At 66.9% G+C, this 20,499-nt stretch carries 8 protein-coding genes and 1 CRISPR repeat array (1 of these 9 only partly in view); of the genes, 5 read left to right on the forward strand and 3 right to left on the reverse strand.

The window, feature by feature from the left end; translation table 11 throughout:
- Positions 1 to 9,879: direct repeats of the CRISPR family, unit length 32 nt; unit sequence GTCGCCCCCCCTGCGGGGGCGCGGATTGAAAC (it extends 87 nt beyond the left edge of the window).
- A gap of 689 nt (positions 9,880 to 10,568) precedes the next feature.
- Both F2Q65_RS08780 and F2Q65_RS08785 read left to right on the forward strand, forming a co-directional pair.
- On the forward strand, positions 10,569 to 11,609 hold the full coding sequence (locus F2Q65_RS08780) for a TolC family protein (protein WP_246156094.1): 1,041 nt from the start codon (positions 10,569 to 10,571) through the stop codon (positions 11,607 to 11,609).
- A gap of 10 nt (positions 11,610 to 11,619) precedes the next feature.
- Positions 11,620 to 12,420, forward strand: coding sequence for an efflux RND transporter periplasmic adaptor subunit (locus F2Q65_RS08785; RefSeq protein ID WP_150092492.1), 801 nt, complete (start codon positions 11,620 to 11,622; stop codon positions 12,418 to 12,420).
- Positions 12,421 to 12,994: 574 nt separating this feature from the next.
- Here F2Q65_RS08785 and F2Q65_RS08790 read toward each other — a convergent pair.
- On the reverse strand, positions 12,995 to 14,350 hold the full coding sequence (locus F2Q65_RS08790; protein WP_150092494.1) for a saccharopine dehydrogenase C-terminal domain-containing protein: 1,356 nt from the start codon (positions 14,348 to 14,350) through the stop codon (positions 12,995 to 12,997).
- Between the two features lie 332 nt (positions 14,351 to 14,682).
- On the opposite strand from F2Q65_RS08790, the gene F2Q65_RS08795 reads away from it, so the two are divergent.
- Both F2Q65_RS08795 and F2Q65_RS08800 read left to right on the forward strand, forming a co-directional pair.
- Positions 14,683 to 15,126, forward strand: a complete 444-nt coding sequence (locus F2Q65_RS08795; RefSeq protein ID WP_150092496.1) for a COG3650 family protein — start codon at positions 14,683 to 14,685, stop codon at positions 15,124 to 15,126.
- A complete protein-coding gene (locus tag F2Q65_RS08800; RefSeq protein WP_150092498.1) occupies positions 15,039 to 15,761 on the forward strand; it encodes an META domain-containing protein in 723 nt (240 codons plus the stop codon). Before F2Q65_RS08795 ends, F2Q65_RS08800 begins: the two co-directional genes overlap by 88 nt.
- 181 nt (positions 15,762 to 15,942) lie before the next feature.
- Here the strand turns inward: F2Q65_RS08800 and F2Q65_RS08805 are convergent, their stop codons facing one another.
- Both F2Q65_RS08805 and F2Q65_RS08810 read right to left on the reverse strand, forming a co-directional pair.
- Entirely contained in the window at positions 15,943 to 18,024 is a 2,082-nt protein-coding gene (locus F2Q65_RS08805) for an alkyl/aryl-sulfatase (RefSeq protein ID WP_150092500.1), read from the reverse strand.
- A gap of 112 nt (positions 18,025 to 18,136) precedes the next feature.
- Positions 18,137 to 18,913, reverse strand: a complete 777-nt coding sequence (locus F2Q65_RS08810; RefSeq protein WP_211354007.1) for a hypothetical protein — start codon at positions 18,911 to 18,913, stop codon at positions 18,137 to 18,139.
- A gap of 199 nt (positions 18,914 to 19,112) precedes the next feature.
- On the opposite strand from F2Q65_RS08810, the gene F2Q65_RS08815 reads away from it, so the two are divergent.
- Complete coding sequence (locus F2Q65_RS08815; RefSeq protein ID WP_150092502.1) at positions 19,113 to 20,480, forward strand: sensor histidine kinase; 1,368 nt, start codon at positions 19,113 to 19,115, stop codon at positions 20,478 to 20,480.
- Positions 20,481 to 20,499 lie beyond the last annotated feature (19 nt).

The raw sequence follows: 20,499 nt of genomic DNA on the forward strand, positions 1-20,499 counted from the left end.
GCGGATTGAAACCTCGCCTACCTGAAGGGCATGGTGATTGCCGGCGTCGCCCCCCCTGCGGGGGCGCGGATTGAAACGCCAGCTACCGCAATGTGCGCGAACTGTGCGACGTCGCCCCCCCTGCGGGGGCGCGGATTGAAACAGCCCAGCGTGAAAAGAGCGAAGCAAGATAGTCGGTCGCCCCCCCTGCGGGGGCGCGGATTGAAACCCCGCCTACGCGCCAGCGCACAAGACCGGCGTGTCGCCCCCCCTGCGGGGGCGCGGATTGAAACCAAGTTATGAATACGCCGGGGCTATCGCGGCCAGGGTCGCCCCCCCTGCGGGGGCGCGGATTGAAACGCATCAACGGCGAACTTGCGCTAGAGCACACGGGTCGCCCCCCCTGCGGGGGCGCGGATTGAAACTACGTCGCCACCAGCAATACCGGCGACTGGGAGGAGGTCGCCCCCCCTGCGGGGGCGCGGATTGAAACGACACCATGCCGGGCCGCGGCGGCATGCTGGAGAGTCGCCCCCCCTGCGGGGGCGCGGATTGAAACTACGAAGGGGTCAAGGTGCCGTCGACGCAAGCCGGTCGCCCCCCCTGCGGGGGCGCGGATTGAAACACGCTGGACACCACGGCGCACATCGCCCGCATCGTCGCCCCCCCTGCGGGGGCGCGGATTGAAACACGCTGGACACCACGGCGCACATCGCCCGCATCTGTCGCCCCCCCTGCGGGGGCGCGGATTGAAACCAGTTACGAGGGTACGGGCGAGCATGATGGCGCGTCGCCCCCCCTGCGGGGGCGCGGATTGAAACTTTGGGGTGAATATGTGCGCCGCTGGCTTTACAACGTCGCCCCCCCTGCGGGGGCGCGGATTGAAACTACGAAGACTATCTGCAGCAGATTCACAACGCGCGTCGCCCCCCCTGCGGGGGCGCGGATTGAAACGTGGCGCAAGTCGTGCCACCGTAAGTCCTCGATGGTCGCCCCCCCTGCGGGGGCGCGGATTGAAACTTGTACATGAGGCTGCCGACGGCCCACGGGGTTGGTCGCCCCCCCTGCGGGGGCGCGGATTGAAACAACGTTTCGATAGGCGCGCCGCCAGTGCTACTCGGTCGCCCCCCCTGCGGGGGCGCGGATTGAAACCTGGTCCGAGAGGGACGATCGCAGGTCGGAAAGGGTCGCCCCCCCTGCGGGGGCGCGGATTGAAACATCCAACCAACTCCCGGCACGGGCACCCAACAGTCGCCCCCCCTGCGGGGGCGCGGATTGAAACATGCAGACCAACTCTTGATTTGGGCTAGAAGTGGTCGCCCCCCCTGCGGGGGCGCGGATTGAAACGCGAGGAGATCATCCGGCTTAATGCGACCGGCGAGTCGCCCCCCCTGCGGGGGCGCGGATTGAAACATCAAAGACGGCTCAGAAGTGGCGCATCGTTATAGTCGCCCCCCCTGCGGGGGCGCGGATTGAAACGATGGCGTGGAGACGCTGCCATGAAATGCTGTCGTCGCCCCCCCTGCGGGGGCGCGGATTGAAACATGTCTGACGGCGAAGTGACCTATACGGCAGGAGTCGCCCCCCCTGCGGGGGCGCGGATTGAAACAGCAAAGACGCGACCCGTAGCGCAAAAGCCACCGGTCGCCCCCCCTGCGGGGGCGCGGATTGAAACGACGTGCAGCTCGCGGGCGCGCTGCGGGCGGTAGGTCGCCCCCCCTGCGGGGGCGCGGATTGAAACACGCGAAGGTCAAAAATCGGCGCAATGATGCGCTGGTCGCCCCCCCTGCGGGGGCGCGGATTGAAACTGCTCCACAGCAAGAGCAAACCCAGTGCCTTACTGTCGCCCCCCCTGCGGGGGCGCGGATTGAAACATCCAGACCAACTCTTGATTTGGGCTAGAAGTGCGTCGCCCCCCCTGCGGGGGCGCGGATTGAAACTCGACCTTGGCCCGCCGGCTACGCTGACGGACGTCGCCCCCCCTGCGGGGGCGCGGATTGAAACCAGCCGCAGAACTTACCACGCCCAACCATCAGTGGTCGCCCCCCCTGCGGGGGCGCGGATTGAAACTCGAATCGCTGCGAGTTTCTGTTCGCCGTGCCCACGTCGCCCCCCCTGCGGGGGCGCGGATTGAAACCAGAGGCTGCTGTTCCAGAGGCGCAATCAGTGTCGGTCGCCCCCCCTGCGGGGGCGCGGATTGAAACTGCAAGCCCGCCGTACTCGGCGCAGGCTACGGGTCGCCCCCCCTGCGGGGGCGCGGATTGAAACCTGGACATCGATTATTGATGTCTATCAACTGAAGTCGCCCCCCCTGCGGGGGCGCGGATTGAAACTGGATAACGATAACCCATTGTGGGATTGGTACGAGTCGCCCCCCCTGCGGGGGCGCGGATTGAAACTCGGGTGTCTGGGTGGATGCCATAGGCCACGAAGTCGCCCCCCCTGCGGGGGCGCGGATTGAAACGCATCGGTGGCGCCTGCTTCGCCGCCAAGTCGCGTCGCCCCCCCTGCGGGGGCGCGGATTGAAACGGGTTTATATACCCGCTGGAAGCAGCGCGCCCCGTCGCCCCCCCTGCGGGGGCGCGGATTGAAACATCTCTCGGGCGCAGACCTGGCGGCGCGATGATAGTCGCCCCCCCTGCGGGGGCGCGGATTGAAACCCCGCAAACCTGGCCGCCGCAGCTCAAGTCATCAGGTCGCCCCCCCTGCGGGGGCGCGGATTGAAACCACGAAGAGCGTGTTTTGGTCAGCGGTGGCCCGGATGTCGCCCCCCCTGCGGGGGCGCGGATTGAAACTCTGACCCCCGAGTGCTCTCGGTAAACTCAGGCCAGTCGCCCCCCCTGCGGGGGCGCGGATTGAAACCAGTCTTGCAGGTCCGGCGCCATGGAGATCTCCTCGTCGCCCCCCCTGCGGGGGCGCGGATTGAAACACCGATATTCTGGCCGCCATCGAAGACGCCGAGTGGTCGCCCCCCCTGCGGGGGCGCGGATTGAAACCCTGCGGGCAACAGCGACCTGCCGCTTGATGAGGTCGCCCCCCCTGCGGGGGCGCGGATTGAAACGGGATCAATACCGAGAAGATCCCACCGGAGCTGGTCGCCCCCCCTGCGGGGGCGCGGATTGAAACCGGCCTGCTCTACAGCGCCTATCTCTACGCCGCGGTCGCCCCCCCTGCGGGGGCGCGGATTGAAACCTGGCGGATCTCGCTGATCACTTCAGCGGGTGCGTCGCCCCCCCTGCGGGGGCGCGGATTGAAACAGCGCATGAAGTTGTCCCGGGCGAGGTGGTAGGTCGCCCCCCCTGCGGGGGCGCGGATTGAAACCTGTCTGCCTGGTCACTGCCACAATCCGCGATCGTCGCCCCCCCTGCGGGGGCGCGGATTGAAACATTGATCACCTCGCTGTCAACGGCAAACCCAACAAGTCGCCCCCCCTGCGGGGGCGCGGATTGAAACAGGACGTTGAGGGCTACCGGCGTCAGTTTGTCGTCGCCCCCCCTGCGGGGGCGCGGATTGAAACCTTGGATCATGGTGCAGCCCGACAGGGCGATCAGGTCGCCCCCCCTGCGGGGGCGCGGATTGAAACAGCTACTCGAAGAGCGGCTTGCGCAAACCGGGGTCGCCCCCCCTGCGGGGGCGCGGATTGAAACAGCTACTCGAAGAGCGGCTTGCGCAAACCGGGCGTCGCCCCCCCTGCGGGGGCGCGGATTGAAACCACGAAGAGCGTGTTTTGGTCAGCAATGGCCCGGGTCGCCCCCCCTGCGGGGGCGCGGATTGAAACACCAACCAACCGACGTGGCGGGCCAGGAGTTCACGTCGCCCCCCCTGCGGGGGCGCGGATTGAAACCATTTGCCAAAGCTCACGCGGGCAGCATTGACGTCGCCCCCCCTGCGGGGGCGCGGATTGAAACCATTTGGTTGATTATTGATTGATTGTTGTTTTCAGTCGCCCCCCCTGCGGGGGCGCGGATTGAAACGTGTGCTCGCACTGCGGCGCAGACGGCGTGCAGGTCGCCCCCCCTGCGGGGGCGCGGATTGAAACAAGGGGTCGGTGTCCAGCAGAAGGGCGCCGGGCGGGTCGCCCCCCCTGCGGGGGCGCGGATTGAAACAGTTTATATTCCGCAGCAATGTCGGCGGGCAGAGTCGCCCCCCCTGCGGGGGCGCGGATTGAAACCATCATTATCTCCTCAAGTTGATGCGCCTTCCTGTCGCCCCCCCTGCGGGGGCGCGGATTGAAACCATGCATCCTCATCCTCGTCGAGCTTGCGGCGAGTCGCCCCCCCTGCGGGGGCGCGGATTGAAACTAGCCATGGGATGCGCTCGATTGCGTCCTTGAGGTCCCCCCCCTGCGGGGGCGCGGATTGAAACGTAGTTGGTGGCGGCAAAGGCGCGGGCTGCGTCGGGTCGCCCCCCCTGCGGGGGCGCGGATTGAAACAAGAAATCAGCTGCGGTCGGCGCGACTCTCCCGCGTCGCCCCCCCTGCGGGGGCGCGGATTGAAACCGGATGTACTGGATCGTCGTCACTTGCTCAAGAGGTCGCCCCCCCTGCGGGGGCGCGGATTGAAACGCTGCCACCATTAAGCACGCGCGCGAGATCATGGAGTCGCCCCCCCTGCGGGGGCGCGGATTGAAACGCGCTCTGCCTTTTTTGTCTGGCCAGTGATCAGGGTCGCCCCCCCTGCGGGGGCGCGGATTGAAACCTTTGAAGGCGCCAAGCAGAGCGCCTTGCCATGTCGCCCCCCCTGCGGGGGCGCGGATTGAAACACAGGCTGGGGCAATCCTCGGCCTGTCACCCTGGTCGCCCCCCCTGCGGGGGCGCGGATTGAAACCAGGTGAACCTTTTAGCAACGAGTCATCAAGACGGTCGCCCCCCCTGCGGGGGCGCGGATTGAAACTGGAAGGTCTATGGTTACAACCAGCCGGAGACGAGTCGCCCCCCCTGCGGGGGCGCGGATTGAAACCTGTTGAGCCGTCGAACGGCAATACCTCCGCAGGTCGCCCCCCCTGCGGGGGCGCGGATTGAAACTCGCTTGCTGTACGGACACTTGATCTCTGCGATAGGTCGCCCCCCCTGCGGGGGCGCGGATTGAAACAGAAGATCCGTGTCGAGGATCAAGACCAGAAGAAGTCGCCCCCCCTGCGGGGGCGCGGATTGAAACGTCGATCTCCTCGTTGCAGTGGTGGCAGCGGTAAGGTCGCCCCCCCTGCGGGGGCGCGGATTGAAACTTCAACACCGTCTGGGGCTGGAAAGCGGGCCTCGAGTCGCCCCCCCTGCGGGGGCGCGGATTGAAACTACTTTTGACTCAACCGGCAGATCATCATCATAGTCGCCCCCCCTGCGGGGGCGCGGATTGAAACATGACGCAATAACCTGCTTGCGGTGCGCTACCAAGTCGCCCCCCCTGCGGGGGCGCGGATTGAAACGCTATCTAGCGCCGGTGCACTGGATCAAGCCCAGGTCGCCCCCCCTGCGGGGGCGCGGATTGAAACAGATCAGCCGCCAACACCTGCTCGAAGCCATCAGTCGCCCCCCCTGCGGGGGCGCGGATTGAAACCGGAGGTGGGTTATCCGATGCCAGAGGGTGGTCTAGTCGCCCCCCCTGCGGGGGCGCGGATTGAAACCGCCGAGATCAACAGGGTCTTGCACCATCTGTCGGTCGCCCCCCCTGCGGGGGCGCGGATTGAAACCTGCGTCTCGGCATCTAGGCTGTTGTAGCTGTCGAGTCGCCCCCCCTGCGGGGGCGCGGATTGAAACTCGCAGCGCTGCAGCCGCGGCACAATCAGCGCGTCGCCCCCCCTGCGGGGGCGCGGATTGAAACCGCGTCAGCCAGCAGGCCAATGGCCTCCTCCCAGTGTCGCCCCCCCTGCGGGGGCGCGGATTGAAACGCTAATTGACGATATTAACCAGCTTACGTATGAGGTCGCCCCCCCTGCGGGGGCGCGGATTGAAACATCGCGAGCATTGCGCTTGCTGTCTCTGAATCAAGTCGCCCCCCCTGCGGGGGCGCGGATTGAAACTGCGCCAGCTCGCCGGCCTTTTCCATCTCGCCGCGTCGCCCCCCCTGCGGGGGCGCGGATTGAAACCGCGACTCCGGCTCGGCCTGCACCATGTTGCCGAGTCGCCCCCCCTGCGGGGGCGCGGATTGAAACAACGTGATTATGGGCGGCGCGTCGGCGCCGCTTATGTCGCCCCCCCTGCGGGGGCGCGGATTGAAACGCCGAGATGGCCAACGCCATCGCCACATCCATCGAGTCGCCCCCCCTGCGGGGGCGCGGATTGAAACGTCAATGCATCTGTTGCGCCAGGCGCCGAGACATGGTCGCCCCCCCTGCGGGGGCGCGGATTGAAACTGCCGGGAAGCCTCCAGTGCGCAGTGTTGGTATGTCGCCCCCCCTGCGGGGGCGCGGATTGAAACTAAGCTGCTCACAAATATCAACAACAGCACGGCGTCGCCCCCCCTGCGGGGGCGCGGATTGAAACGGGGGGACGGGGCCTCGCCGGTTGGCGCGCTCATGTCGCCCCCCCTGCGGGGGCGCGGATTGAAACTGCAACACGGTGCTCGGCGAGCCATGGGATGAGGTCGCCCCCCCTGCGGGGGCGCGGATTGAAACGTCGCCACGCCGTGGCGTTATGAGGAGACCGTCATGTCGCCCCCCCTGCGGGGGCGCGGATTGAAACAGCTTGCCGTGCTGCGCGCCGCCGCCGCCGACTAGTCGCCCCCCCTGCGGGGGCGCGGATTGAAACTGCAGCAGCGACTGCATCCATTGCATTGAGAGATTGTCGCCCCCCCTGCGGGGGCGCGGATTGAAACCTCGCGGCCCCTGCGCCGCTGCCGCGCCGCCTGGTCGCCCCCCCTGCGGGGGCGCGGATTGAAACTTCGCCTGCCAGCTCGCCGGCAGCGTGCCGTAGGTCGCCCCCCCTGCGGGGGCGCGGATTGAAACAATGGCCGCGTCGTGTGCCGCCTCAGCGGCTCGGGTCGCCCCCCCTGCGGGGGCGCGGATTGAAACTGCACGACCTGCATAGGTGTCCTCAAGCAGCGGCGTCGCCCCCCCTGCGGGGGCGCGGATTGAAACCGTGGTGATGCGGCCGGCGCGCCCTATTATTCGGGTCGCCCCCCCTGCGGGGGCGCGGATTGAAACAGGCCTAATCTTGATCCTATCCCTGCGATCGCGGGTCGCCCCCCCTGCGGGGGCGCGGATTGAAACGTGGTCGTCGGTGAAGACTTGGCAGATATGTGGGAGTCGCCCCCCCTGCGGGGGCGCGGATTGAAACAATCATGGCATCATTGCAGCCAAGGATCTCTGCATGTCGCCCCCCCTGCGGGGGCGCGGATTGAAACGGTTCGACGTGAAAAACGTCCCTGTGGTGCTCTGGTCGCCCCCCCTGCGGGGGCGCGGATTGAAACGCGCCATGGCCAACGCCGCGCACGCGCATCCCCTGTCGCCCCCCCTGCGGGGGCGCGGATTGAAACGACGAGCACGAGCGGCGTTTGGTGCACAAGGATGGTCGCCCCCCCTGCGGGGGCGCGGATTGAAACACGTTGTGCGGGCACAGATTGAGACCTTCCTCGGTCGCCCCCCCTGCGGGGGCGCGGATTGAAACATCCTGGCCGACGAGATCCTCGCCCGCCAGGACGTCGCCCCCCCTGCGGGGGCGCGGATTGAAACCTCGCCGGAATCGGTTGGGCTCCGCGCAGCACGCGTCGCCCCCCCTGCGGGGGCGCGGATTGAAACCTGTCCAACGAGCGCATGCCCGTTGTGCTCGAGAAGTCGCCCCCCCTGCGGGGGCGCGGATTGAAACGACCCCACGCAGAGCGACCCCAAGATCCGCTGGTCGCCCCCCCTGCGGGGGCGCGGATTGAAACATCGCCGAGTGGCGCGACGGCGAGATCGAAGGCCGTCGCCCCCCCTGCGGGGGCGCGGATTGAAACATCTTAGCCTTGTGCTGTTTCCGTGCGGCATCCGTCGCCCCCCCTGCGGGGGCGCGGATTGAAACGTAGCTGGAAACCAGAAAGCTGCCAGACAGCCCGGTCGCCCCCCCTGCGGGGGCGCGGATTGAAACCCGCTCAAATCGATTGTTGACGTGACGGTCTATGGTCGCCCCCCCTGCGGGGGCGCGGATTGAAACAGCATCCAGGTCTTCGGGCAGGTTGCTATAGCGGGTCGCCCCCCCTGCGGGGGCGCGGATTGAAACGCGTGTTATCAGGGAGTGAGCGTTACCAGGCAATGTCGCCCCCCCTGCGGGGGCGCGGATTGAAACGCGTGCGATCTCCAGCGGGTCGGCGACACGTTCGTCGCCCCCCCTGCGGGGGCGCGGATTGAAACCGCCTGACACGTTCGCGGCCATCATGGCGGCCAGGTCGCCCCCCCTGCGGGGGCGCGGATTGAAACTTTAAGCTCTTTCATCCCCTGATAACGGCTCCACGTCGCCCCCCCTGCGGGGGCGCGGATTGAAACTTTAAGTTCTTTCATCCCCTGATAACGGCTCCAGTCGCCCCCCCTGCGGGGGCGCGGATTGAAACTCGACGCCGCCCAGGCCCGTGCCGAGCGCCTCGGTCGCCCCCCCTGCGGGGGCGCGGATTGAAACTGCGTGAAGTAGCGGTACAGGAACGCATCACGCGGTCGCCCCCCCTGCGGGGGCGCGGATTGAAACCCTGGGTGGTGCCGATGGTTGCGTGCAGTTGCAGTCGCCCCCCCTGCGGGGGCGCGGATTGAAACGCCGACCTGCACACCCCCGTCATCGCCAACCTGCGGTCGCCCCCCCTGCGGGGGCGCGGATTGAAACCACGTGACCCGCGCTCGGAGGCCTACAAGGCTGGTCGCCCCCCCTGCGGGGGCGCGGATTGAAACAGCCTGCCGCGCTGCCTGGTCGCCATCGACGCCAGTCGCCCCCCCTGCGGGGGCGCGGATTGAAACGGTCTTAGGCAAGGGCGGTGGTGCGCTGGCGGAGTCGCCCCCCCTGCGGGGGCGCGGATTGAAACGAGTGCAGCCAGGGCAGCAGCCCGTAGCTCACGCGTCGCCCCCCCTGCGGGGGCGCGGATTGAAACCAATGGCTGCGGGTCGCGTGGTTGTAACCCTCGTCGCCCCCCCTGCGGGGGCGCGGATTGAAACAGCCGATTGGTCAGTAGATCACGCAGGTCCTGCGTCGCCCCCCCTGCGGGGGCGCGGATTGAAACCCTTGGGATTGACCCGTATCGTGCCCCCGGTGATGTCGCCCCCCCTGCGGGGGCGCGGATTGAAACGGGATCAGGACCGATGCGCTGTAGTAGGCATCGCGTCGCCCCCCCTGCGGGGGCGCGGATTGAAACCGGTGACGGTGTCGCCGTGGGCGATGGGGGTGAGGTCGCCCCCCCTGCGGGGGCGCGGATTGAAACAGGTCAACCCAGCGACTCCCGAGCCGCCGAGAGGTCGCCCCCCCTGCGGGGGCGCGGATTGAAACACAAACTACTCCGACGCTCTGCCAATGTCGGAGGGTCGCCCCCCCTGCGGGGGCGCGGATTGAAACCAGGCTGCTGTCATATTTTATCGAGCACCTTCGGGTCGCCCCCCCCTGCGGGGGCGCGGATTGAAACCAGCTAAGCCACAGAATCCAAAAGGGGTTTTAGGTCGCCCCCCCTGCGGGGGCGCGGATTGAAACAATCCACTCCTCGTCATCGATGGTCGGCGCGAGGGCGTCGCCCCCCCTGCGGGGGCGCGGATTGAAACTGCGGATCTCGGGCGCGATTTGCAGGAGGATCTCGTCGCCCCCCCTGCGGGGGCGCGGATTGAAACGGCAAACATCCGCCGCCGGGTTTGAGATTATCGGGTCGCCCCCCCTGCGGGGGCGCGGATTGAAACCACTTTCCGAAGCTGACTCTGGCGGCGTTGACGAGTCGCCCCCCCTGCGGGGGCGCGGATTGAAGCACACCCAGGCCGGGTGACCGCGGGTGATCGCTCACCCGCGGTCACCCGGACACCGGTATGAGTGGCGTTGGGCGGGTCCTCTGGTTCGATGCCAAGTACAAGGCGCACCTGCAATTGCTCTCGCGTCATGGCTGGGGCGGTCTTGAGGAGGCAACGCGCGACGCACACCGGTCGGATCTGCACCAGGCACTCGCTTATGCGGCGCTGGACGCAGTAGACCGGGTCGATTCAGTGTTGGACTACCCGGATTTGACGTCAGACGGTGCTGCGCAACCTGCCATAGCCTCGGTAGCGGCTGGCCGGCGGCGCGTGCGTCTCTTGCTTGCTGGTCTTCCGTTTGGGTTTCGTTCCCCCGCGCAGCGTGAAGCCAAGCTAGCTGAATGGAGCGCCCTGTTTTCCGGCTAGGTTTGGTGACGCGTGCCCTTACAGTGTTTTCAGGGCACTCGGGCATATTCCGTGACCTGCCTTGGGATTGCCAAGGAGAAGTGACGTGAGCAAGGAGCAGGACACGGTGTCGCAGTGATGGACCGGACCATCGCATCAGCGCGCGCGGATAGATCACGGAAGCAAGATGCTCTACTCTACCGGCTCCGAGCCAGCCTCGATCGGGCGCGGTCGCCATGGCCGCCGCGGCTGCGGTTTCATTTTGTCTACTGCTGTTGGGATGGTTAACCGGGAGGCGTCTGTCGATGATGACCTGTAGCAATCCTCTCCCCGTCGCCCGGAGGGCAGGGACCCTGGCCCGGCTGGTGCTGCTGGCGGTCCTGGCCCTTGGCCTGGCCAGTGTTGGGGTGGCCGGTCCGTTTGGCGCCGTGGCGCATGCCAGCACGGAGCCGCTGCCGTCGCCGCTGACCCTGGAGCAGGCCCTGGGTTATGCGGCGGGTCATCCGCGGGTCCTGCTCGCGCCCGGGTCCAAACCGGCGTCGTTCCCGCTGGCCCGCCGCCAGCCCCTGTTTCTGGGCTGCCATGCGCTGGCCTTCAGCGGCACTCGGGGGCGGGATGATCAACGCGATGTCGCCTGGTCCGGCCTGGTCACGGCGGAGGCGGCCCAGCGGCTGGAGATCCGCCAGCGCTTCTTCGATGTATTGCTGGCGGATCTGAGTTACGCCCGCGACAACGAGGCCCTGGCGGTCGCCTTCATCCAGTTCGACCGCGCCTCGGTGCGCGCAGAGCTGGGGCAGTTTTCACCGCTGCAGGTCGCGGAACTGGAGGCGGAATACCAGCTCATCTTGCGCCAGCGGGCCGCGAGCGAGGCGTCACAGCGCCTGACGCGCTCCCTGCTGGCGCAGGCCCTGGGACGCCCGGACGACTTGCCTGCGGAACTGGTGACGCCGGATCTCACCCCGCCGCCGGCGTCGGAGGCGTCGCCGGCGCTGGAGGCCGTGGTGCAGGCGGCAGTGGAGCACAACCCGCGTGTCCGCCAGTTGCTGCAGGACTGCTCCGATGCCGAGTGCGCATTGATCCGCATGGATGTGCAGCAGCAGGCGCTGGAACTGCTGACCCGGCTCGACCTGTTACGCGTGATCGCCGAGCAGGCCCGGGTGGAGTCGGACTGGCGTGACCTGAAGCTCGATGAGAGCCGGACCATGTACGAGCTCGAGGTGAAGGCCGACCTGGGCTTCTCCATGAGCCAGCAGACCAGGGCGCGACGCGACGAGGAGCAGGCGGCGCTGTGTCGGGATCTGACCCGGGCGGAGCTTGCTGCACTGCAAGGCCGCCCGACCCCTTGAGGATGCCGCGATGAACACGAGAACAACCACTCCGACGTTCGCCCTGTGCTGCATCCTGCTGGTGCCTGTGCTGCTGCTCTTGTCGGCGGCCCCTGCCAGTGCCGCGCAGGTGAGCGGCCGCCTGGAATGGCTGCACAAGGCGGAGCTGCGCGCCGTGGAGAACGGCGTGGTGGAACGGGTCCTGGTCACCCCCGGGCAGCACGTGGACAAGGGCGAGGTGCTGTTGCGCATGGACCAGCGCGAGGCCCGGGCCGCGGCACTGGAGGCCGCTGCGCGCGTGGCCCGCGGGGTCGTGGGCCTGGAGGACGCCGAGCGTGAGCTGGAGCGGACGCAGGAGCTGTTCGACCGCGGTCTGATCGCCGTCGAGGAGCTCAAGGACGCGGAACTGAATCAGGCGGTGGCGGTCGCCGAACTCGAGTCCGCCAGGGCGGCGCAGGCGGCGGCCGACATCCTGCTGGAGCGCACCGAACTGCGCGCGCCGTTCGACGGCATCGTGGTGGCACGCAATGCCCACGACGGCGCGGTCATCTACAAGACGCTGCAGCAGGCGCCGCTGGTGGCCGTGGCACCGACGGATCGCATGCTGGCGCGGGTACTGGTGACCTCCGACGTGCTCCGGCGATATCGGCCCGGACAGCCGGCCAAGGTGGTGGTGCGGGGCGAGCCGCGCGAGGCGCAGGTCTATAGTCTGGGGGTCGAGGCGGTGCGCATCGACCCGGACGGCGCCGTCTATGAGCTGGACGTGGTGTTCGAGAGCCGGCCGGACGAGATCCTGCGGCCGTCGGAGTTCGTTCAGGTGACCCTGCCCTGAGGGCTGGGGTGGACTGCGAATGAGAATGTGGAGGGGGAGGTGAGAATGGAATTTTTCGATCGCAAATGATTTACTTATAGGTATTTACGATCGAATGGCGCTCCTTCAGTTCGCGGTATCATGCTGAATATTCGCGTGAATTCATGGCTGTAACTGATTGCATCGGTTGTGCCGGCATCGATTTCGCGCCAGCCTGGGCGGCCAGCCGTCGCCCGTATCCGGCCAGATCCGGCCGGGCCTGATGCTTCCTGGAACGAACCTTGCCCGCAATTCACCGCGGCCAACCCCGGCGGAACTGAAATTCTCGCCTACACTCATATTTTACAAGCGCCTGCGGGCGCGGCCCCGGCGGGCTCCCCCTCCCGCCAGGGCTTCTACCCGGCCCCGCAGGCCGGGTGAGCGTTGCCCCGACGTTTCTCCCCCGAGCGTCGGGGCTTCTTTTTAACCCCATTAACCCCTCGGACTCTACAAGGGCTGCGTGCGGGGTCTTACTGGAACACGGAGGCGATCACGCGCCGGCGTGCCGATGCGCGTTTGCCAGCGCGCTGCTGAGGGCGCCAACGCCGGCACCGATTCAGGCGCTGCCGGCGTCGCGCACACTCTCGAACAGGTCGATGTCCCAGGCGACCAGGTCGCGGCGCACCGCGTCGATCCGCGCGCGCGGAAGCAGCCTGGCCAGGTCTTCGCCGGTCACCACGCCGCGGATCTCGCCGGGGTTCGCGCGTGCGTGCTCGAGGGTATGCCAGGCGAGGATCGCGGCGCCGACCGCGGTCGGGTAGGCGATGTAGGTGGCGCCGGCATAGGGGGTGTCGAGCAGACCGTGATAGCGCAGGTAGCTGAGGCCCACGGTCTCGATCAGGGTCTGGCGCTCGTTGCGCACGGCCTCGCTGACCCGGATCTCGGCGGCGGCGCAGAAATGGGTGCGCCGGATCACCCCGGAGCGTAGATACTCCTCGATCCGCCGCGGATGCTTCATCCCCGGCAGGACCGCCCGCACCACCGCCTCGACGGTCAGCTCGGGCTGGTTCGGGAGGCTGCTTTTGGACAGCAGATTGAGCTGATGCAGGGCCTTGACCAGCTCCACCTCCGAGCCACCGGTGTAGATGCCGATCGACTCGATCTCGGGGAAGGAGCGATGCAGCGACAGGAGCTCCTCCTGGTAGAGAGGGTACTGGCGCGTCGGCGCGGGCTCGTGGGGGAAGGCGTAGCTGCGGGCGCTGGAGAAGGGCGCCAGCACCTGCATCCGCCCATTCTCCAGGCGCAGCGGATGCTGGGAGAGCTCGTCGAGCGCCACCGCCGGAGACCAGGAGAAGATCACCGCGTCGGCGTCGATATCCTCGAGCAGGTAGAGATCGATGCGCTCGATCTCCATTCCCTTGCGTCCTGCGGCATGTAGCCTGTGGACATGGTCGCCGATCAGGAAGTTCGTGATCCCGGGGGAGATGCCCATGTTGATCAGCGCGGCGACCCCGCGATCGCGCATCGCTGCGTCGTGCTGATACTGGGCGAAGGTCAGGGTCCTGGATGTCTCCTCATCGTACATGTCGGAGGCCAGGTCCAGGGTGAAGGCGCCAATGCGAGAGGCCAGTTCGATGATCGGGCAGTTGAACGACGGCAGGGCCGCGTTCACCAGCAGCGTGGCACCGCCGAGCTGTGCATCGTAGGGGGCTTCCAGGGCGAAGATCGGGGCGAAGTCCGCGACCCCGATCAGTTCGATTCGCGCCAACAGCGACTCGGCATGGAACAGGGCATCTCGGGCCCCGGCCGGGTCGATGGTGTAGACCACCAAGCGCACCGGCACCTCGTCGCGCTCGGCCAGTTCCGACAGACAGATGAGCAGATTGGAGCCCACCGCACCGAGGCCGAAAAAGACGATCGTGACAGGTCCCTGTTGCGCGCCGTTGGTGGCGCTCGAGCCTTCACCCTGCATGTCGATCTCCGGTTGAATCAGTTGACGATCTCGAGGGACTGCACCCAGAGGTAGATGGTTCCGGCTGCGTTGCGATCGACCTCGGCCATCAGTCGAAAACACCCGGACCCTAAGGAGACGCTGATTTTATTGGCCTCCTGCCCCGCACGGGAAGCGCCGAATAAATCAGCGCTTCCCTAAAGCGCTCGCGGTCCGGGTGCAATTTAACCAAGGTTTACTAGTTGCCTGGTTCGTGATCCATTAGTCTGCGCGCGAGCAGGGCGAAGCCGTGCTGGCTGGCCGAGCCCGGGGATGGCCCTGCTCGACGTCTCCACCAGATAGAGGAACCCCCTATGCGCCGATCCTGCCGGCTGCTGGCGATCATTGCATTTGTTGCGCCACTGAACGCGGCTCTGGCCAACGGCCAGCCGCTGATCTGCTTCGGAAACGAGCCCTTCTGGGGTCTCGATCTCAGCGATGCGGCAACCGGGCGCTTTTCGACGCCAGATTCACCGGAGGTCGCCTATCTCGGTGCCTTCGATCCTCCTGCACATCCGTCGAAGTCGGTGTGGCGTGGCCGTGCGGGCGCGCCCGAGGGCGGGGATCTGGTGGCCGTCCTGCGCGAGGGGGCGTGCAGCGACGGGATGTCGGATACCAGCCACCCGTTTTCGGTCGAGGTTACGCTGCCGTACGGCCGCCGCCTGACCGGATGCTGTCGCCTGCCAATCGACGGGGGTCATGTCGAGCCTGGAGCGTGGGAGCTGGCGTCTGGACCGGGCTTCCTGGCCATCGCCTGAACGTGGATCACGCAACGCCCGAGGTGAGCTTCACGTCGGGTCAGCTGCGGGGCTTTTCTGGCTGCAATCGGCTCATGGGCGCGTTCCGTCTGGAGGATGACCGGCTGCTACCGGGCCCGCTGGCCGGATCGATGATGGCCTGTCCGGATCCGGCCATGTCGATCGAGACCGACTTTCGCAAGGCCTTCTCCCAGCCATCGGTCGTCTCCCTCGCCGGCGATGTGCTGACCCTCACCCCGGTCGGCGGCGGCGCTGCGCTGCGCTTCGAGCGTGTCGCACCGCCCAGGCTGGCGGGCTCTGAATGGGAGGTCACCGGCTACAACAACGGGCGCCAGGCGGTGGTCAGCCCGATGGTCGGTACCCGGCTCACGCTGGCATTCAGCGATCACCAGGTGTCCGGCCATGGTGGATGCAACGGCTTCCACGGTGCCTTCACCACACAGGGGGCGTCGCTGGTGATCGAGCCGCTGGCGATCACGCGCAAAGTCTGCGAGGAACCTGTGATGGCCCAGGAGCAGGCGTTCATCGATGCACTCCAGGATGCCACGACCTGGGCGATCGAGCGCGGCATGCTCGACCTGCATCGTGCCGACGGCGAGCGGGCGCTCACCGCCAGTGAGGCGGGGCGGGAATAGGGGCTCACCGGCAGCTTGCCGATCCGAATGAGCGTGGACTCAACCGCCCGGACCGGCGCCAGCCACTTCCCTTCCTCCCAGTTGTACAAGCTCTCGCTCTGCAGGGTGTGTGGATGCGACCCCCAAGGAAATCGCATCCACAAACGGCGAGCCGCGCTCGTCATCAATCACCCATCACGAATCAGTCGTACTCGAGGTCGATCTGCTGGAGCACCTCGAATGGCTTCGGTGGGGCCATGGGCTGCTGCGGCGCGGTGCCGGGCAGGATCTCGAAGTCCGGCGTGAACGGTACGAGGATCGAGCGCAGCTGGTCGAAGCCGGTCCGGTCGCCGTCGAACGTCGCCTTGCCGGCCTTGATCAGGTCGTCGAACGACGCCTCTCCCATCATCACCCCGTTGAGGTCGGCACGGTTCACCGTGATGGTGAGATCCGGGTTCTTCATCTGGAATCCCTTGATGGTGGTAAGCGTTGCGTTGCTCATCTCGACCAGGTACTGCTCGCCGTTGTCGGGCGTCACAAGGTTGATCGTGAACGCGAGCCCTTCGGCCTTCTTCGGGTCCATGCTGATGGCGACGAAGTCCAGCCACTGCTCGGTGGACATGGCGCGGATCACGTCCGGGCCGGTGGTGCGGGGCGGGACACCGCCCGGCAGGCCGTTGCGCAGCTCAAACGCACCCTGCAGGAAGCTGTTGCGCACGCTCGTGCTCTCCGCCTGGTAGCCGAGCTGCTCGAAGGTGTCCGCCAGCAGGCGGCGTGCGGCCTGGTTCTGCGGCTCGGCGAACACCAGCTTGTCGAGGATCTCCGTGGCGTGGAGATAGGCCCCGGCGTCATGGAGCTGCTGTGCGCGCGTGAGGATCTTCTCGGCACCGCCCATCATCTCCACATAGAGCGGGGCCGAGTCGGCCGGTGACAGCGGGATCAGGTTGGTCGGGTTGCCGTCGTAGTGGCCGAGGAAGCGGTTGACCACGCCGCGCACATTGTTTTGCACGTCGCCGTGGTAGCTGCGCGCGGCCCACTGCTGCTGCAGGCTCTGCGGCACCTCGTAGACGTTGTGGATCTCGTTGATCGTCACGCCCTGGTTGACGTAGTGCAGCGTCTGGTTGTTGAGATTGGCGTAGGTGTCACGCTGCGCGCGCAGCACCTCCTGGATGCGCTCGTTGCCCCAGCGCGGCCAGCTGTGCGAGGCGAACATCACCTCGGCCTCCTGGCCGAACGCGTAAAGCGCTTCGTTGATCTCCTTCGACCAGTTGATCGCGTTGCGCACCGCGGCGCCGCGGATCGTGTAGATGTTGTGGATCGTTCCGGTGATGATCTCCGACGACCAGAGCGCCTTGAACTGCGGGAAGTAGGTGTTCATCTCGACCGGCGCCTCGGTGTCCGGCGCGTTCTGGAACACCATCTTCACGCCATCGAGGGTGATCTCCTCGAAGTCCTTGCTGACGAGCCGGTTCGGCGGGATCAAGTCGGTATTCCCGTTCGCCACGTTCTTGCCGATCGCCTGATCGACGTGTCCATGGGGGTGGCGCTCCAGCAGCACCGCATACTGCCATTGGGTCCGGCGCGACATGGCATTGCCAGCGAAGACGTTCTCGGAGATCGCCGCCTCCATGAAGCCTTCCGGCGCGATCACCATGACCTTGCCGCTGGCCACGTCGGCCTCGTCCACCACGCCGCGCACGCCGCCGAAGTGGTCCACATGCGAGTGCGAGTACACCACGCCCACGACCGGCCGCTCACCGAGCTGCTCGTTGATGAACTCGAGTGCCGCACGGGCCGTCTCTTTGGCCGTCAAGGGGTCAAAGATGATCCAGCCCGTGTCGCCCTTGATGAAGCTGATGTTGGCGAGGTCGTAACCGCGCACCTGGTAGATGCGTCCTGGGACGACCTCATACAGGCCGTAGGCCATGTTGAGCACGGCCTGCCGCTGCAGAGACGGGTTGATGCTCTCGAAGTCCTTGCCCTCGAGCAACCACTGGTAGCTGCCCATGTCCCAGGCGACGTGTCCGGCGTCCGCCATGATCTGCTTGTAAGACGGCTCGGCGATGAAGCCCTTCTTTGCCTCCTCGAAGTCGCGCTGATCCTCGAACGGCAGGGTGGCCTTCAGGACCTCACGCAACTCGATCGTGAACCTGGAAGGCCCCCTGCCAAGGGGGTCGAAATGCCCCGGATGGATCGGCTGGGTCTCGGCCGGCGCGGCGCCGGGAGTTGTTTCGGCAGCCGCCGCAAGGCCGGTTGCGGAGGCGGCGGTCAGGCAGGCCGCCATGAGCGTCTTTGGAATCTTCATGCATGCTCCTCGCTGAATCGGCACGCGCTAGCGTGCGAGAGTGGGGACAGGCGCGGCGGCTGGCCGGCCCGGGCAATCGCGAACGCGCGCATCAGAAGCGCGCGGTGAGGCCAAGCAGTGGACCGCTGAAGTCGGTCTCGACGTCCAGCCCTTCGAGCTCATGCTCCGCCGAGAACCAGCGCCAGCCGCCCTGGACCGACCAGCGTGCGTCGAGCTGATAGCCGACAATCGCCAGGACCTGCCAGGTCTGGTCAGAGTCGCCGCCGAAACCGCCCAGGTCCGCCAAGGTGGTCGCGAACCAGTTTTCACCGATGGCGACGCGGGCGCGGACACCGATCACTGGGTCGACCCAGGTTCCGCTCACCCCGAGACGCTGACCCGGCAGCACGCCGGGGGACAGGGACAGGTCGAGCTCGAGGTCGGTGACGCGAAAGCCGACCAGCGCGTCGACGGCAAGCCGCTCCTTCTCGCTGACCCGGTAGCCGGCGTAGCCGCTCAGGGCCTTCGCCGACGTCTCGATCCGGCCGCGCGTAAACAACGGGCCGAGCGGGTTGGCGCGGCTCTGGGACAGCTCGGCGTAGAACAGGTCTGCGATCAGCCCCCAGCGGCCGTTACGCGCCTCGAAGGCCCCCATGAAGGCGAGATCGAGATCCGAGAGGACATCGGAGGTGCTCATGTCCACGCCGACAGTTCCCCACTGGGTCTCGACGGCGGACTCGATCCCGGGCGCCCACAAATAGGGGGAGACGGCAAAGCTCCAGCCGGAGTCCTGCGCCGCTGCGGGTGCAGCGAGTAACACTCCCATGAATAATGCAATTCGATTCGTCGCTAACGGCACAACCTTCGGCACAACCTTCTCCTCGATCATGTTCGCCAGCTCGACCACGGGTCCAGGCCGCTTGTCCGCAGGCCCAACCAGAGGGTACGCTCGAAGGTCACTCGGGTGGGGGCACCCATGCGCTGCTGGAACAGGTCTTCCCGGCTCATTCGCATAGCCTACGCAAGCCGCCAGCTCGGCAAAATTGCACCTTGGTTAAACGCCGGAGGCCGTCAAGCATTCTCAGGGGATGGGCTGGATAACGATTCTCTATGCCACGATGGTGGCCTTGTCGGCCACGCTCGGCGGGGTCTATCTGGCCGCGTGGCTCATGCAGCGGGAGGACGGGTCCTACCTGGTGTTCGTGGTGCTCGCTGCGAGCGTCATCGGCGTCGCGGGAACCGAGCTCTGGATGCTGCGTGCGCAAACTCCGGACGAATACGGCCTCGCGCTGCTGAGCTTTGGTCTACTTCGAGCCGCGCGGGCGGAGCGCGACGTCGAGGTGAAGGAGGCCGCCCTCAGCGCAAGCGAGCAGCGCCTGAGCCTCGCGGCAGAGGCGGCCGACGCCGGGTTTTGGAGCCTCGACGGGCAATCGGGCGCGGTTTGGGCCACGGCAAAGACGCGCGAGCTTTTCGGGCTGCCCCCCGCCGGGGATCTACGCGTGGAGAAGTTCCTGGAACGGGTGCACTGGCAGGACCGGCCGCGGCTGGAACAGCTGATCGCGACGACGCTGCGCTCCCACGACAGGTACCGGGTCGAGTTCCGGGTCGCCGGCCCCGACGGCCGAGTTCGCTGGCTCGCCGGCCTGGGTCGCAGCATGGGCAGCACAGGGGCCGGGTCGAAGGCACTGATGGGCGTGACCATGGACATTACGGCGCGCAGGACCATGCTGGACAAGATCCGCCGGCAGCGGGCAAGGCTCGAACAGGTGTCCAGGATGGAGACCCTGGCCGAGCTGTCGGCCTCCCTGGCCCACGAGTTGAACCAGCCGTTGGCCATGATCCTGACAAACGCCGAGGCGGCCCAGACCCTGTTGGCCCAGCCGCAACCGAATCTCACCGAGGTGAGGGAGATCCTGGCCGATATCGTCAGCGCCGACCGGCGTGCAGCCGACGTGATTCGGCACCTGCGTGAGCTCGTCCATCGCGGTGTGCCACGTCGGGAAACGCTGTTGCTCGACGATGCGATTCACCGGGTCTTGCGGTTACTGACCAACGAGTTCGACGACCGCGGGGTGAGTGTGGCGCTTGGTTTGGCTCCGGACCTGCCTGGGGTGCAGGCGGACCGTGTCCTGATCGAGCAGGTCCTGCTCAATCTCCTCGACAACGCCTGCGACGCGCTGGCCGATAATCCGACGGGCGAGCGCCGGGTCTCGATCGCCACCCGCACGCAGGCGGACAGGGTCTTGCTCGAAGTGACGGACAACGGCGGTGGATTGTCCGATCCGGAACGCGTCTTCGATCCCTTTTACTCCACCAAGCCTGGGGGGCTCGGCATGGGGATGGCTATCGTGCGCTCCATCGTAAGCGGCCATGGCGGGTGCGTCTCGGCGGAGTCGGCGCCCGGCCAAGGGACCACCGTCCAGGTTTCGTTGCCGCGAGACGGCGGTACAGCATGACTGTCGAGCCTGTCGTCTA

The sequence above is a fragment of the Thiohalocapsa marina genome (genome assembly GCF_008632335.1).
In the GTDB taxonomy this organism is placed as follows: domain Bacteria; phylum Pseudomonadota; class Gammaproteobacteria; order Chromatiales; family Chromatiaceae; genus Thiohalocapsa; species Thiohalocapsa marina.